The organism is Delftia lacustris, from assembly GCF_040267515.1.
Classification (GTDB): Bacteria; Pseudomonadota; Gammaproteobacteria; order Burkholderiales; family Burkholderiaceae_C; genus Comamonas; species Comamonas tsuruhatensis.
Genome location: NZ_CP141274.1, coordinates 4,756,042 through 4,770,494, shown reverse-complemented (window position 1 = coordinate 4,770,494; position 14,453 = coordinate 4,756,042). Strand labels below are relative to the sequence as shown.

11 protein-coding genes and 1 pseudogene are annotated in these 14,453 nt (G+C 66.5%); 6 read left to right on the top strand and 6 right to left on the bottom strand.

The window, feature by feature from the left end; translation table 11 throughout:
• Positions 1-22: 22 nt before the first annotated feature.
• Positions 23-1,771: pseudogene (locus U6958_RS23200) on the top strand (PTS fructose transporter subunit IIC); the annotation flags it as partial.
• A 47-nt stretch (positions 1,772-1,818) separates the two neighbouring features.
• On the opposite strand, the gene proX reads toward U6958_RS23200, so the two are convergent.
• The 4 genes from proX to U6958_RS23180 form a co-directional block, all read right to left on the bottom strand.
• Positions 1,819-2,865: a glycine betaine/L-proline ABC transporter substrate-binding protein ProX gene (gene proX, locus U6958_RS23195; RefSeq protein ID WP_017407264.1), complete on the bottom strand. Its 1,047-nt coding sequence runs from the start codon at positions 2,863-2,865 to the stop codon at positions 1,819-1,821.
• A gap of 110 nt (positions 2,866-2,975) precedes the next feature.
• Positions 2,976-4,175 carry a glycine betaine/L-proline ABC transporter permease ProW gene (gene proW / locus U6958_RS23190; RefSeq protein ID WP_017407265.1) on the bottom strand — a complete coding sequence of 400 codons (1,200 nt, stop codon included), beginning with the start codon at positions 4,173-4,175 and terminating at the stop codon, positions 2,976-2,978.
• Positions 4,172-5,506 carry a glycine betaine/L-proline ABC transporter ATP-binding protein ProV gene (proV, locus tag U6958_RS23185; protein WP_016453088.1) on the bottom strand — a complete coding sequence of 445 codons (1,335 nt, stop codon included), beginning with the start codon at positions 5,504-5,506 and terminating at the stop codon, positions 4,172-4,174. Before proV ends, proW begins: the two co-directional genes overlap by 4 nt.
• Before the next feature lie 697 nt (positions 5,507-6,203).
• On the bottom strand, positions 6,204-6,812 hold the full coding sequence (locus tag U6958_RS23180; protein WP_016445176.1) for a TIGR00645 family protein: 609 nt from the start codon (positions 6,810-6,812) through the stop codon (positions 6,204-6,206).
• Positions 6,813-7,043: 231 nt separating this feature from the next.
• Between U6958_RS23180 and acs the strand changes: the two genes are divergently transcribed.
• On the top strand, positions 7,044-9,044 hold the full coding sequence (gene acs, locus U6958_RS23175) for an acetate--CoA ligase (RefSeq protein WP_074922968.1): 2,001 nt from the start codon (positions 7,044-7,046) through the stop codon (positions 9,042-9,044).
• 175 nt (positions 9,045-9,219) lie between these two features.
• Positions 9,220-9,702, top strand: coding sequence for a hypothetical protein (locus tag U6958_RS23170; RefSeq protein ID WP_016445178.1), 483 nt, complete (start codon positions 9,220-9,222; stop codon positions 9,700-9,702).
• Positions 9,703-9,809: 107 nt separating this feature from the next.
• Here U6958_RS23170 and U6958_RS23165 read toward each other — a convergent pair whose 3' ends face one another.
• Positions 9,810-10,115, bottom strand: coding sequence for a c-type cytochrome (locus tag U6958_RS23165; protein WP_016445179.1), 306 nt, complete (start codon positions 10,113-10,115; stop codon positions 9,810-9,812).
• Positions 10,116-10,222: 107 nt separating this feature from the next.
• On the opposite strand from U6958_RS23165, the gene U6958_RS23160 reads away from it, so the two are divergent.
• The gene (locus U6958_RS23160; protein ID WP_016445180.1) at positions 10,223-10,465 is read left to right on the top strand and encodes a TIGR04438 family Trp-rich protein; all 243 of its coding nucleotides are present in this window, start codon (positions 10,223-10,225) and stop codon (positions 10,463-10,465) included.
• Positions 10,466-10,654: 189 nt separating this feature from the next.
• Positions 10,655-12,514 (top strand): dihydroxy-acid dehydratase, encoded by a 1,860-nt coding sequence (gene ilvD, locus U6958_RS23155; RefSeq protein ID WP_016445181.1) that lies wholly within the window; start codon positions 10,655-10,657, stop codon positions 12,512-12,514.
• 338 nt (positions 12,515-12,852) lie between these two features.
• Here ilvD and bfr read toward each other — a convergent pair whose 3' ends face one another.
• Entirely contained in the window at positions 12,853-13,329 is a 477-nt protein-coding gene (gene bfr, locus U6958_RS23150) for a bacterioferritin (protein ID WP_016445182.1), read from the bottom strand.
• A gap of 265 nt (positions 13,330-13,594) precedes the next feature.
• On the opposite strand from bfr, the gene U6958_RS23145 reads away from it, so the two are divergent.
• Complete coding sequence (locus U6958_RS23145) at positions 13,595-14,437, top strand: p-hydroxycinnamoyl CoA hydratase/lyase (RefSeq protein ID WP_016445183.1); 843 nt, start codon at positions 13,595-13,597, stop codon at positions 14,435-14,437.
• The last annotated feature ends 16 nt before the right edge of the window (positions 14,438-14,453 follow it).

The window sequence follows — 14,453 nt, the reverse complement described above, 5'->3', positions numbered from 1 at the left end:
CCCCCATTCTTCAGGAGCTCTCATGAACCCTCTTTTTGTGGTGATCGCAGCCGCCGGGCACGACGCCGAAGCGCTGCTGGCCGCCGAAGCCCTGCGCCATGCGGCCGGACAGCGTCCCTTGGCCGTGGAAGTGCGCGCCAGCGGCGGTGTGATCGGGCTGCATGTGGCCGATGCCGCCGCGCAGGCCGGGCAATTGCTGATCGTGGGGGATGCCGGCACCGATGACGATGCTGACACCGACGCCGATGCCTCCCGCTTCGTGCAGGCCGCCGTCGAGCGCTGCAGCCTGCGCGAGGCGCTTGATGATCCGGCCGGCGTGCTTGCGCGCTGCGCTGCCGCCAGTCCCGCAGCACAGCGCACGGGCGTGAGCCTGGGCAAGCGTACGGGCAAGCGGATCGTGGCCGTCACCTCCTGCCCCACGGGCATCGCCCATACCTTCATGGCGGCCGAGGGGCTGCAGCGCGGCGCGGCGGCGCTGGGCCACGCCATGCGCGTGGAGACACAAGGCTCGGTGGGCGCGCTCGATGCGCTGACGCCGCAGGAGATTGCCGAGGCCGACCTGGTCATCATTGCCGCCGACCGCGAGGTCGATCTATCGCGCTTCGCGGGCAAGCCGCTGCTGCGCAGCGGCACCAAGCCGGCCATACGCGACGGCTCGGGGCTGATCACCAAGGCGCTGGCCGAAGCCACCGTGCATGGTGCCGCCGTAGGCGCTGCTGCAGGCGGCGCCGCGCCCACGCCGGCCCGGACCCAGGGCGGTGCCTATCGCCACCTGATGACCGGCGTGTCCTTCATGCTGCCCTTCGTCACGGCCGGCGGCATTCTGATCGCCATGGCCTTTGCGCTGGGCGGCATCTATGTCCATGACGATGCCCACCAGGGCACGCTGGGCTGGACGCTGTTCCAGATCGGGGCCAAGGGCGGTTTCGCGCTGATGGTGCCGGCACTGGCCGGCTATATCGCCTATTCCATTGCCGACCGGCCCGGCATTGCGCCGGGCATGATCGGCGGAATGATCGCGTCCAGCATGGGGGCGGGATTCATCGGCGGCATTGCGGCCGGCTTCATTGCAGGCTACGGCGTGGCCTTCATGGCGGCGCACATCCGGCTGCCGCAGGCGCTCAAGGGCCTGCTGCCCATGCTCATTCTGCCCGTGCTGGGCAGCCTGTTCACGGGGCTGCTGATGTTCTATCTGGTCGGTGCGCCCGTGGCCGAGCTGCTGCAGTGGCTGAGCGCCTGGCTGCGCGGCATGCAGGGCGCCAGTGCCTTGCTGCTGGGCCTGTTGCTGGGCGCGATGATGGCCTTTGACATGGGCGGGCCGGTGAACAAGGCCGCCTATGCGTTTTCCACGGGAATGATCGCCAGCCAGGTCTACACGCCCATGGCCGCAGCCATGATCGCCGGCATGACGCCGCCGCTGGGGCTGGCCCTGGCCACGCGCCTGTTTGCCGACCGCTTCACGCGCGAGGAGCGCGGCAGCGCCGCCTCGGCCGGCGTGCTGGGCCTGGCCTTTGTCACCGAGGGGGCCATTCCCTATGCGGCGCGCGATCCGCTGCGCACGATTCCGGCCCTGGTACTGGGCTCGGCCGTGGCCGGTGCCGTGTCCATGCTGGCGGGGGTGGAGCTGAAGGTGCCGCATGGCGGCATCTTCGTCGCGCCCATTCCCAATGCCGTGACCCACGTGGCCATGTATGCGGTGGCGCTGGTGGCGGGCGTGGTGGTCACGGCCATCGCCCTGCGCATGTTCAAAAGGCCCGCCGAAGCGGGCCTTTTGAAGCAGGAAGCCGGGGGAACGCCTGTAGCGCCCTCCCGCAGCGTTCAGCGGGCTGCGGCGCGGGCCTGTTCCAGCCAGCCGTCGAAGGTCTTCTGGTGGGCCTTGATCCAGCCGTCCACATGGCGGTTGATGTCCGAAGGCTTGCTCTGGCCCTGGCTCATCATGTGGTTCTGTGCGCTGATGTCACCCACGGGGACCTGCATCAGCTCGAACAACTTGCCGGCATCGGGATGCTTGTCGGTGAAGGCCTTGTTGGCAATGATCTGCTGCTTGTTCACCACGAAGCCGTAGTTCTTGCCGTTGGGCAGCTTGGTGTCCAGCTTGGCCTGCTCGCCGGGCAGCGAGGAGAACGGCACCTCCAGCCATACCACGTCCTTGCCGGGCTTGAGCACGTTGCTCACCCAGTAGGGCGTCCAGGTGTAGTAGAGGATGGGCTTGCCGGCCTTGTAGCGCGAGATGGTGTCGGCGATCAGCGCCGAGTAGGTGCCCTGCTTGTGGGTCACGGTGTCGCGCAGCTTGTAGGCCGTCAGGTGATGCTCGATCACGGCCTCGCAGCCCCAGCCCGGCGTGCAGCCGGTGAGGTCGGCCTTGCCGTCGCCGTCCGAGTCGAACAGCTTGGCGATCTTGGGGTCCTTGAGCTGGCCGAGGTTGGTGATCTTGTATTCGTCGGCCGTCTTCTTGTCCATCAGGTAGCCCTGGGCGGCGTTGTCCGAGTACACGCCCTTGCGGAACAGCTTGGCGTCGCCGCCCGCGTTCTTGTAGTAGTCGGCGTGCAGCGGGTTCCAGTGCGTGGCCAGGAAAGTGGCATCGCCATTGGCAATCGCCACGTGGGCCGTGGGGTACTCGACCTCCTGGAAGGGCTGCACGTCGTAGCCCAGCTTCTCCAGGGCCTTCATGACGATGAGGGTCTGGAAGCTCTCTTCGGCGATGGAGCTCTTCAGTGGCAACACCTTCACGCCCTTTCCGGGCTGTTCGTCGGCCGACCATGCGCTGGCGCTGGCCAGCGCAATGCCTGTGGCGATGGCGCCGGCGCGCAGCCAGTGGCGCAGTGCGTTGGCCTGCAGTCGGTTGGGGTTCAGGGCTTGGATCATCCTCGGGTTCCTCCGTTGTGTGATGAAAGGGGAGCGGGCGGCCAGCGGGGCTGGCCGTTTTTCGGGAAGGCGGCGCGGTAGAAGGCCCGTCCGCGCCGCAGGCAAGGCGTTCAGCTGGTGCTGCCGCGATGAACTGGCTTGCTGCCGGCGCCCAGCAGGCGGGCAATGCAGCCGGCGGGGCCGCTGTGCCACCAGCGCGCGCCGCCACGGGTGGTCTGTCCCATGGCCTGGGTGATACGGTCCAGCACGATGGCCAGCAGCACGATGCCCAGGCCGCCCACGGTGGCCAGGCCCATGTCCAGGCGGCCGATGCCGCGCAGCACCATCTGGCCCAGGCCGCCCACGGCGATCATGGAGGCGATCACCACCATCGACAGCGACAGCATCAGCGCCTGGTTCACGCCGGCCATGATGGACGGCATGGCTAGCGGCAGCTGCACCTTCCACAGCAGCTGCCAGGGCGAGGCGCCGTACGCGCGGCTGGCCTCGATCAGGTCGGGGCGCACCTGGCGGATGCCCAGGTTGGTCAGGCGGATCAGCGGCGGCAGCGCGAAGATGATGGTCACGATCACGCCGGGCACGTTGCCGATGCCGAACAGCATCACCACGGGCACCAGGTAGACGAAGGCCGGCGTGGTCTGCATGGCGTCGAGCAGCGGCCGCGTCCAGCGCTGGGCACGATCGCTGGAGGCCAGCAGGATGCCCACGGGCAGCCCGATGACCATGCAGAACACCAGCGAGGTCAGCACCAGCGACAGCGTCACCATGGCCTCGGGCCAGATGCCCAGCATGGCGACGACCACCAGCGAAACGGCGGCGCCAATGGCCATGGCGCGGCCCGCGAACTGCCAGGCCACCAGGGTCAGGATCAGGATCAGCAGCGGCCAGGGCAGGGCCAGCATGGCATCGGTGATGCCCGACAGCGTGCCGTCGATGGGCGTGCGCACGGCCTGGAAGAAGGGGCGGAAATGGTGGACCACCCATTCCAGGCCGCTGTTGATCCAGCCCTGCACGGGCAGGCCGTCCGTGGTCAGTTGGTGCCAGAGGCTGGCCTGTGCGTCGTCGGGAACCCCGGCCGACGCGCCCAGCCAGTCGCCGCCCGGTGCATCGCCGCTGCTGGCAGCGCCCCAGGGATCGGGCGACGCATCGGCGGGCGCCTGCGTGGAGGCGGCTGCCCAGGGATCGGCGCTTGCGGGGGCCGCGGCATCGGCGGCAGCAGGGGCTGCGTTTGCATTGGCGCCTGCTGCGGCCCAGGGATCGGTGGCGGCAGCGGCGGTGTTCGGGTTCAGGCTGTTGTTGGCGTCGCTCATGCGGCATCTCCTTGTCGTTGTTCGATCGGCTCCACGGTCGGCGCGACGGTGGGGGCGACGGTGGGGGCGTTGGAGGCCGGGAAATGCGGGTTGAGCGTGACGGGCGGCACGATCTCCTGGGGCGGCGGCACGGGCGGCGTGTCGCGGTCCAGGAAGCGCAGCATGGTGGTGCGGCTGACCACGCCCATGAACTGGCCGTCGTCGCTGGTCACCGGCAGCGCGCAGGGCGCAGCGGCCACGGGCCCGAACAGCTCGGCCACCGGCGTGCCTGCGGACAGCGGCTCGACGTTGGGCAGGAAGGCGTGGCTCAGGCCCAGCATGCCCGGGCGGCCATGCAGTGCGTCGCGCAGCGATTGCGAGGACACCACGCCCAGGAAGCGGCGGCGCGCGTTGACCACATAGGCGTAGTCGCGGTCGGAGTCTTCCAGCAGGCGCTGGGCGGCGCGGCAGCCGCGGTCGCTGTGCTCCGACACAACGGTCAGGGCCTGGCGCGCAATGTCCCCGGCCTTGAAGACCGAGGCCGCGTCCACGCCACGCACGAAGCTGCGCACATAGTCGTCGGCGGGGCTGCGCAGGATCTCGTCGGGCGTGCCGACCTGGATCACCTGGCCGTCCTTCATGATGGCGATGCGGTCGCCGATGCGCATGGCCTCGTCCAGGTCATGCGAGATGAAGACGATGGTGCGGCGCTGGATCTGCTGCAGGCGCAGCAGCTCGGACTGCATCTCCGTGCGGATGATGGGGTCCAGGGCCGAGAAGGCCTCGTCCATCAGCAGGATGGACGGATCGGACGCCAGCGCCCGGGCCAGGCCCACGCGCTGCTGCATGCCGCCCGACAGCTCGTCGGGATAGCTGGCGCCCCAGGCGCCCAGGCCCACCTGCTCCAGCGCGGCCTGGGCCTGCTTCTGGCGCTCGGCCTTGTCGGCGCCGGCCAGCTCCAGGCCGAAGGCCGTGTTGTCCAGCACCGTCATGTGCGGCATCAGCGCAAAGGACTGGAACACCATGGAGATGTCCTTGCGGCGCAGCGCGCGCAGATCGCGCTCGCTCAGGGCATTGATGTCCTGGCCATCGACCACGATGCGCCCGGCCGTGGGCTCGATCAGGCGGTTGAGCATGCGCACCAGGGTGGACTTGCCCGAGCCCGACAGGCCCATGACGACGAAGATCTCGCCGGCCTCGATGGTGAAGTCGGCGTCGAACACGCCGATGGACTGGCCCGTGCGCTCCAGGATCTCCTGTTTGCTCAGGCCTTGTTGGACGAGCTCGAGTGCGGTCCTGGGGTCGTCCCCGAAAACCTTGAACACATGATCGATGATGATCTGCTTGGCCACTGTGGCGTTCTCCTTTTGGGTGAGATGGAACACAGTCCAGCGTCCTCGACGGGCGAAGACGCTGGCGCGCAAGCCAAAAATGAAGCCCTGATGCCGTTCGCTGCAGGGGACGGCCGTCCCCCGTTGCTGGAATTCAAACAGGTGCGAAAGCACCCGAGACGGCTCGGATGGCACGCGAAGCGGTGCGCAAGAGCCAGAGGTCGAGAGCAGCCGGCGGCAAGCGCGCGCGGTGTCTCAGGCGGGCATCGTGGCTGAAGATCAGCCAGCGCGATGCCCCACAACATCAGGACCGAGTTTCGGCCCGGTTGACGGGGCTGTGCCGGGAGCACAACGATCCGCCGGAGGGATCGGCAGGCCGTGAAGACGGTGCCGATGACCTGCTTGGCAGGTTGTAAAGAAGCCGAAATTATATAAAACAGGTTTTACTGCGTCAAAACGCATGAGCCGAAGAAGGCCTGTTTTGGGCTGTTTCAAGCCCTTGGGGGTTGCAATCCGGCCATTATTTGCTCTATTAATGAGAGCATTGAGGCCATGATTCACAAGGCGTATGCTGTCATCGATGAATAAAATCGGTCAAGCGTCAGCTTGAGGAAAGCTTCAGGCCCGATCTGCGGCAAAAAGCGTGCCCGGCGCCCGCCCATGAAAAAAGCCCCGCAGCGGCTGGCGCTGCGGGGCTTCGGTGTGGGATGCCGCCGGCTCAGTGGTTGCCGGCCGTGCTGTTGATCAGCTTGTCGGTGTAGGCGATGGCCAGGGCGCTGGCCAGGAAGGTGACGTGGATGATGGTCTGCCACATCAGCACCTTGACGTCGTAGCTGCCTGCGTTGATGAAGGTCTTGAGCAGGTGGATGGAGCTGATGCCGATGATGGACAGGGCCAGCTTCACCTTGAGGATGGAGGCGTTCACGTGGCCCAGCCACTCGGGCTGGTCGGGGTGGCTGTCCAGGCCCAGACGGCTGACGAAGGTTTCGTAGCCGCCCACGATGACCATGATCAGCAGGTTGGAGATCATCACCACGTCGATCAGCGCCAGCACCACCAGCATGATGATGGTTTCGTTGAGCGCGCCGATGGGCGCATCGTGCTTGTAGCCGATGCTGGTGATCAGCGCCTGCAGCGCTTCCTGGTTGCCGAAGGCGGCCTCGATCAGGTGCCACAGCTCCAGCAGGAAGTGCCAGACATAGACGCCCTGGGCGGCGATCAGGCCCAGGTACAGCGGCAGCTGCAGCCAGCGGCTGGCGAAGATCAGGGAGGGCAGGGGACGCAGGGGGGAGCCGGGGGCTCGGTTGGAGTTTTGCTGGCGGGCCATGGTGGTCGGTCGCGCTTGTCTTGCGTGGGGGCGTGGATGGGAGGGGACAATGGCCGTGGAAAACGGGCGCGCGATTTTAGCGGCGAAACAGTCCATTGCCGGTGACAGCCAGGAACTGCGGGGAATCCCCAGGTAGACGCGCCCAAGGGTGTTTCAGTCAGTGGCATGTAAGACCGGCCCCCGACAGTCACACCACAATTTTTATTTGGCCAGCCCAGGAGACAAGCAAGCATGAGCACCGCAACAGCATCCCCCATTGAATCGGTACTGGTGGAGAACCGGGTCTTCCCGCCGCCGGCAGACTTTGCCGCCAAGGCCCGCATTTCCGGCATGGAGCAGTACAAGGCGCTGTGCGCCGAGGCAGAGAACGACTACCAGGGCTTCTGGGCCCGCCTGGCGCGCGAGAACGTGGTCTGGTCCAAGCCCTTCACCCAGGTGCTGGACGACAGCAATCCCCCCTTCTTCCGCTGGTTCGCCGATGGCGAACTCAATGCCAGCGCCAACTGCCTGGACAAGCACATGGGCACGGCCGTCGAGCACAAGACGGCCATCATCTTCGAGGCCGATGGCGGCGAGGTCACCAAGGTCAGCTACCGCGAGCTGCTGGAGCGCGTCTCGCAGTTCGCCAACGCGCTCAAGGCGCAGGGCGTGCAAAAGGGTGACCGTGTCCTGATCTACATGCCCATGACCATCGAGGGCGTGGTGGCCATGCAGGCCTGCGCGCGCATCGGCGCCACGCACAGCGTGGTGTTCGGCGGCTTCTCGGCCAAGGCGGTGCAGGAACGCATCGTCGACGTGGGCGCCGTGGCCGTGATCACCGCCAACTACCAGATGCGCGGCGGCAAGGAACTGCCGCTCAAGGCCATCGTGGACGATGCGCTGGCGCTGGGCGGCTGCGAGGCCGTGCGCCATGTCTTCGTCTACGAGCGCACGGCCACGGCCTGTGCCATGACGGCGGGCCGCGACAAGACCTTCAGCGAGATCCTGGCCGGCCAGAGCACGGAGTGCGCGCCCGTGGCCGTGGATTCCGAGCACCCGCTGTTCATCCTCTACACCAGCGGCTCCACCGGCAAGCCCAAGGGCGTGCAGCACTGCACGGGCGGCTACGTGCTGTGGGCCAAGCAGACCATGGAGTGGACCTTCGACCTCAAGCCCAGCGACGTGTTCTGGTGCACGGCCGACATCGGCTGGATCACGGGCCACACCTACGTAGCCTACGGCCCGCTGGCCGCTGGCGCCACGCAGATCGTGTTCGAGGGCGTGCCCACCTTCCCCAATGCGGGCCGCTTCTGGCAGATGATCGAGCGCCACGGCTGCACCATCTTCTACACGGCGCCCACGGCCATCCGCTCGCTGATCAAGGCCGCCGACAGCGATGCCGCCGTGCATCCGAAGAACTGGAACCTGTCCAGCCTGCGCCTGCTGGGCAGCGTGGGCGAGCCCATCAATCCCGAGGCCTGGATGTGGTACCACAAGCATGTGGGCGGCGAGCGCTGCCCCATCGTGGACACCTTCTGGCAGACCGAGAACGGCGGCCACGTGATCGCCCCCATGCCGGGTGCCACGCCGCTGGTGCCGGGTTCGTGCACGCTGCCGCTGCCGGGCATCATGGCCGCCATCGTCGACGAGACCGGCCACGAACTGCCCAACGGCGCAGGCGGCCTGCTGGTGGTCACCAAGCCCTGGCCCAGCATGATCCGCACCATCTGGGGCGACCCCGAGCGCTTCAAGAAGAGCTATTTCCCGGCCGAACTCGGCGGGCAGACCTATCTGGCAGGCGACGGCGCCGTGCGCAGCGAGGACCGGGGCTACTTCCGCATCACCGGTCGCATCGACGACGTGCTCAATGTCTCGGGCCACCGCATGGGCACGATGGAGATCGAATCGGCCCTGGTCGCCAAGACGGATCTGGTGGCCGAGGCCGCCGTCGTGGGCCGCCCCGACGATCTGACCGGCGAGGCCATCTGCGCCTTCGTGGTGCTGAAGCGGGCACGCCCCACGGGCGAGGAAGCCAAGCAGATCGCCAAGGAGCTGCGCGACTGGGTGGCCAAGGAAATCGGCCCCATCGCCAAGCCCAAGGACATCCGCTTCGGCGACAACCTGCCCAAGACGCGCAGCGGCAAGATCATGCGCCGCCTGCTGCGCTCGATTGCCAAGGGCGAGGCCATCACCCAGGACACGAGCACGCTGGAGAACCCGGCCATCCTCGACCAGCTGGCCGAGACGAACTGAGGTCCGACACGACCGCCGTGAAGAACCGGAGCCCTGGCTCCGGTTTTTTCTTGGCCGGACTGCGGGCGGCGCCCTGTCTTGCAGTCCTATTTTGTGTGGGCCGACAGCTCAGGCATGATGGTTGCGGTACAACCGAAGCTGTTGCTTTCACCACTGCCGAGGGAGGCCTTTCACCATGAATCTGAGAACCCTGTCGCTGCTGATCACCGTGGCCCTGATCGCGTTGCTGGCGGCATTCAACTGGAACACGCTGGCCGCGCCATCCGTCGTGTCGCTGGGCGTCACCGATGTCCAGGCGCCGCTGGGCGTGCTGATGCTGGCGCTGACCTGCCTGCTGGGCGTGTTCTTCGTCGCCTATGTGCTGTGGCTGCAGGGCTCGGTGCTGATGGAGGCGCGCCGACACGCCAAGGAAATGCAGGCCCAGCGCGACCTGGCCGACAAGGCCGAGGCCTCGCGCTTCACCGAGCTGCGCACCGTGCTGGAAGACCTGCATGCGCGTGACAAGGAGGTGCTGATGGCGCGGCTGGATGCGCTGGAGGCCCATCTGGTGCAGCGCGCCCAGGAGTCGGACAACAGCACGGCCGCCTATGTGGGGCAGCTGGAGCAGCAGGTACGCCTGCACCAGCAGCCCGGCACGGGCGCTGCGGACTACAGGTAAGGGGGCCGGGCCCGGATTCACCGGCGGACCATGAAAAAACCGCGCGACTTGCGTTGCGCGGTTTTTTTGCGGGCCCTGAGGCGGGGGCCCCGAAAGAAAGGCGGAGCCTACTTCAGCGACATCACCCAGGCGGCCAGCTTCTTGGCATCGGCTTCGTTGACCTGGGGGTTGGCGGGCATGGGAACCGGGCCCCAGACGCCGCTGCCGCCCTTCATGATCTTGCCTGCCAGCTTGTCCACGGCGTCCTTCTGGCCGGCGTACTTGGCGGCCACATCCTTGTAGGAGGGGCCCACCAGCTTCTTGTCCACTGCGTGGCATGCCATGCAGTTCTTGGAGGTGGCAAGTGCCTGGTCGGCCATGGCGGGGGCCACGGCGGCGACGGTCAGGGCAAATGCAATCAATGTCTGCTTCATCATGAGTTCCTGGGGTGTTGTCGGGAATAATTATGCGAACCATTGTAGTGGGCGCGCATGCGTGATGCGTTACCTCGTGTGAAGCGCTTTGTGGCGAAGGAGAAGTGATGTATCTGTTGGGAATTGCGGTCCTGCTCACCCTGCTCAAGCTGGCCGATATCGAACCTGTCGCCACCTGGTCGTGGTACGTCATCCTGGGCGCCTATGGCTTGACGGCGGCCTGGTGGGCCTGGGCGGACATGTCGGGCTACACCAAGCGGCGCGCGGCTGACAAGATCGAGCAGCGGCGCCTGAAGCGCATCGAAAAGAACAAGGAAGCCATGGGCACGGGCACGCGTTCGCGCCGCTGATCGGATCTGAATTGCGCAGCAGGCTTCGTCGCAGGCGATGCCTGGGGTCTGCAAAGGGGCGGTCCACGCCGGCCGGGGCATTCCTGCGCCCCAGCGGTGCGGCGGGTGCTGCGCCATAATCTTCGCCCAGACCCTGGCCTTCCCCACAGGACCAGGGACGGACCGAGACGACAGACAACTGGATTGCCCATGCCCGCATACCGTTCCAAGACTTCCACCGGCGGCCGCAACATGGCTGGTGCGCGCGCCCTGTGGCGTGCCACCGGCATGAAGGATGGCGACTTCGACAAGCCCATCATCGCCATCGCCAATTCCTTCACGCAGTTCGTGCCCGGCCACGTCCACCTCAAGGACCTGGGCCAGCTGGTGGCGCGCGAGATTGAGGCCGCAGGCGGCGTGGCCAAGGAATTCAACACCATCGCCGTGGACGACGGCATCGCCATGGGCCACGACGGCATGTTGTACTCGCTGCCCAGCCGCGACATCATCGCGGACTCGGTGGAGTACATGGTCAACGCCCACTGCGCCGACGCGCTGGTGTGCATCTCCAACTGCGACAAGATCACCCCCGGCATGCTGATGGCTGCCATGCGGCTGAACATTCCCGTGATCTTCGTCTCGGGCGGCCCCATGGAAGCGGGCAAGACCAAGCTGGCCAATCCCACCACGCACACGCTGGAGTTCAAGAAGCTGGACCTGGTCGATGCCATGGTGATCGCGGCCGACTCCAACTACACCGACGAGCAGGTCGCCCAGGTCGAGCGCTCGGCCTGCCCCACCTGCGGTTCGTGCTCGGGCATGTTCACCGCCAACTCCATGAACTGCCTGACCGAGGCCCTGGGCCTGTCCCTGCCCGGCAACGGCACGGTGCTGGCCACGCATGCCGACCGCGAGGAACTGTTCAAGCGCGCCGGCCGCCGCATCGTCGAGCTGGCCCGCGAGTACTACGAGCAGGAAGACGCATCCGTGCTGCCGCGCTCGGTGGGCTTCAAGGCCTTCGAGAACGCGATGACGCTGGACATCGCCATGGGCGGCTCCACCAACACCATCCTGCACCTGCTGGCCATTGCCCGGGAAGCCGAGATCGACTTCACCATGGCCGACATCGACCGCCTCTCGCGCCAGGTGCCCCAGCTGTGCAAGGTCGCGCCCAACACGCAGAAGTACCACATCGAGGATGTGCACCGCGCCGGCGGCATCTTCGCCATCCTGGGCGAGCTGGCTCGCGCCGGAAAGCTGCACACCGACGTGCCCACCGTGCACGCCAAGACCCTGGGCGAAGGCCTGGCGCAGTGGGACATCACCACCACCCAGGACGAAGCCGTGCGGCACTTCTACCTGGCAGGACCGGCCGGCATCCCCACCCAGGTGGCCTTCAGCCAGAACACGCGCTGGCCCAGCCTGGACCTGGACCGTGCAGAAGGCTGCATCCGGTCCTACGAGCACGCCTTCTCCAAGGAGGGCGGCCTGGCCGTGCTGACGGGCAACATCGCCCTGGACGGCTGCGTGGTCAAGTCGGCCGGCGTGGACGAAAGCATCCATGTGTTCGAGGGCACGGCCCACGTGACCGAGTCGCAGGACGAGGCTGTGCAGAACATCCTGGACGACAAGGTCAAGGCCGGTGACATCGTCATCGTGCGCTACGAAGGCCCCAAGGGCGGCCCCGGCATGCAGGAAATGCTGTACCCGACCAGCTACATCAAGTCCAAGGGCCTGGGCAAGGCCTGCGCGCTGCTGACGGACGGGCGCTTCTCGGGCGGCACCTCGGGCCTGTCCATCGGCCACTGCTCTCCTGAAGCTGCCGCTGGCGGCGCCATCGGTCTGGTGAAGAACGGCGACCGCATCCGCATCGACATTCCCAACCGCAGCATCAACGTGCTGGTCTCCGACGAGGAACTGGCCCGCCGCCGCGCCGAGCAGGATGCCAAGGGCTGGAAGCCCGCCCAGCCGCGCCCGCGCAAGGTCTCGGCCGCGCTCAAGGCCTATGCCAAGCTGGTGATGTCGGCCGACAAGGGCGCCGTGCGCGACCTGTCGCTGCTGGACGACTGACACCGGGCTGCACCGCCGCCCGGCGGTGCGCACCCGATGGAAATGAAAAGGGATGGAAGGCCTTGCGGCTTTCCATCCCTTTTTCTTTTCTCTTCTCTCAGGCCCTTGAGGGCTCTTGTTTCATCGTGGAGCGACCGGCTTGCCGTTTCATCGTGGCTGCCGGTTCGGGTTTTCATCGTGGAGCAAACAGCCCACTCTCATTTATGGGAAGTGCCTGAAAAACTGGCGCGGCCAAAACAAGGGACAGCGAGCAAGGGCCGCCCCGCCGCGAGGCTGTCGTCCCCCTCCCGCGAAGCGAGAGAGGGGGAAGGCGCGAAGCGCCTCAGGGGGAGCTTCATTCAGGCCGGCTCGCCCATCTTGCTTTGCAGGTAGTTGGGCAGCCCGATCTTCTCGATCAGGCCCAGTTGCTTCTCCAGCCAGTAGGCGTGGTCTTCCTCGGTATCGCGCAGCTGGGCCAGCAGCAGGTCGCGACTGTTGTAGTCGCCGTGGCGCTCGCACAGGGCCATGGCCGAGCGCAGGCTGTCACGCACACGGTATTCGGTGGCCAGGTCCTTGCGCAGCATCTCTTCGACGGTCTCGCCGGGCGTGAACTCGTGCGGGCGCATGTCGGGGCGGCCGCCCAGGAACAGGATGCGGCGCAGGATGGCGTCGGCGTGCTGGGTTTCCTCTTCCATCTCATGGCCGATGCGCTCGAACAGGCGCAGCAGGCCCTGGTCCTCGTACTGGCGCGAGTGGATGAAGTACTGGTCGCGTGCGGAAAGTTCGCCGCGCAGCAGCTCTATGAGGCATTCGATGACTTCTGGCTGGCCTTGCATGTTCTTCTTCTCCTGACTGTGTTGAACACCGCAAGTATCGCGTGAACCCCCGGATCGGCCAAAACACCTGCCGCAATTCCCCGCAGGCCGCGCATTGCATGCATGCGCGACGCAGAAGCATTCGCATCGCCGCCGGTCTGGGTGGTGACGGGGCCTAGGGTAAACGCTGTATTGCTATGTCGAATAATAGTTATTTATCATAACGATTATGGATCCGAAGCATCGGTGTCCAACCTCCCATTTCCCTTTTGCACAAGGAAGCGCAATGAGCACCGAACGTACCGAAGAACAGACCGTGTCCTGCACCGTCGAAGGCCGCGTGGCCTGGGTGAAATTCAACCGCCCCGAAAAGCGCAATGCCATGAGCCCCCAGCTCAACCGCCAGATGATGCGCGTGCTCGACGACCTGGAGTTCCGTGACGACGTGGGCGTGGTCGTTCTGGCCGGTGAGGGCACGGCCTGGACTGCCGGCATGGACCTGAAGGAATACTTCCGCGAGACCGAGGCCACGGGCCTGGCCGGCACCCGCAAGGCCCAGCGCGAGAGCTATGGCTGGTGGCGCCGCCTGCGCTGGTTCCAGAAGCCGACCATCGCCATGGTCAACGGCTGGTGCTTCGGCGGCGGCTACGGCCCGCTGTTCGCCTGCGACCTGGCCTTTGCCTCGGATGACGCCAAGTTCGGCCTGTCCGAAATCAACTGGGGCATCCTGCCCGGCGGCGGCGCCTCCAAGGTGGCGGTGGAGCTGCTGTCCTTTCGCCGTGCCATGTACCACGCCATGCTCGGCGAGAACATCGACGGCCGCACGGCGGCCGAGTGGGGCCTGGTCAACGAATCCCTGCCGGCCGACCGCCTGCAGGCCCGCGTCACCGAAGTGGCCGAGGCCCTGCTGCAGAAGAACCCCATCGCCCTGAAGGCCACCAAGGACGCCATCCGCCGCGTGCGCGACATGAGCTACGACAACGCCGAGGACTATCTGGTGCGTGCCCAGGAAGCCGCCAACAGCTTCGACAACGAAGGCCGCAAGGAAGGCATGCGCCAGTTCCTGGACGACAAGACCTACAAGCCAGGTCTCGGAACCTACGACTTGAGCAAGCAAGTCACCCCCTGAGGCGCTTCGCGCCTTC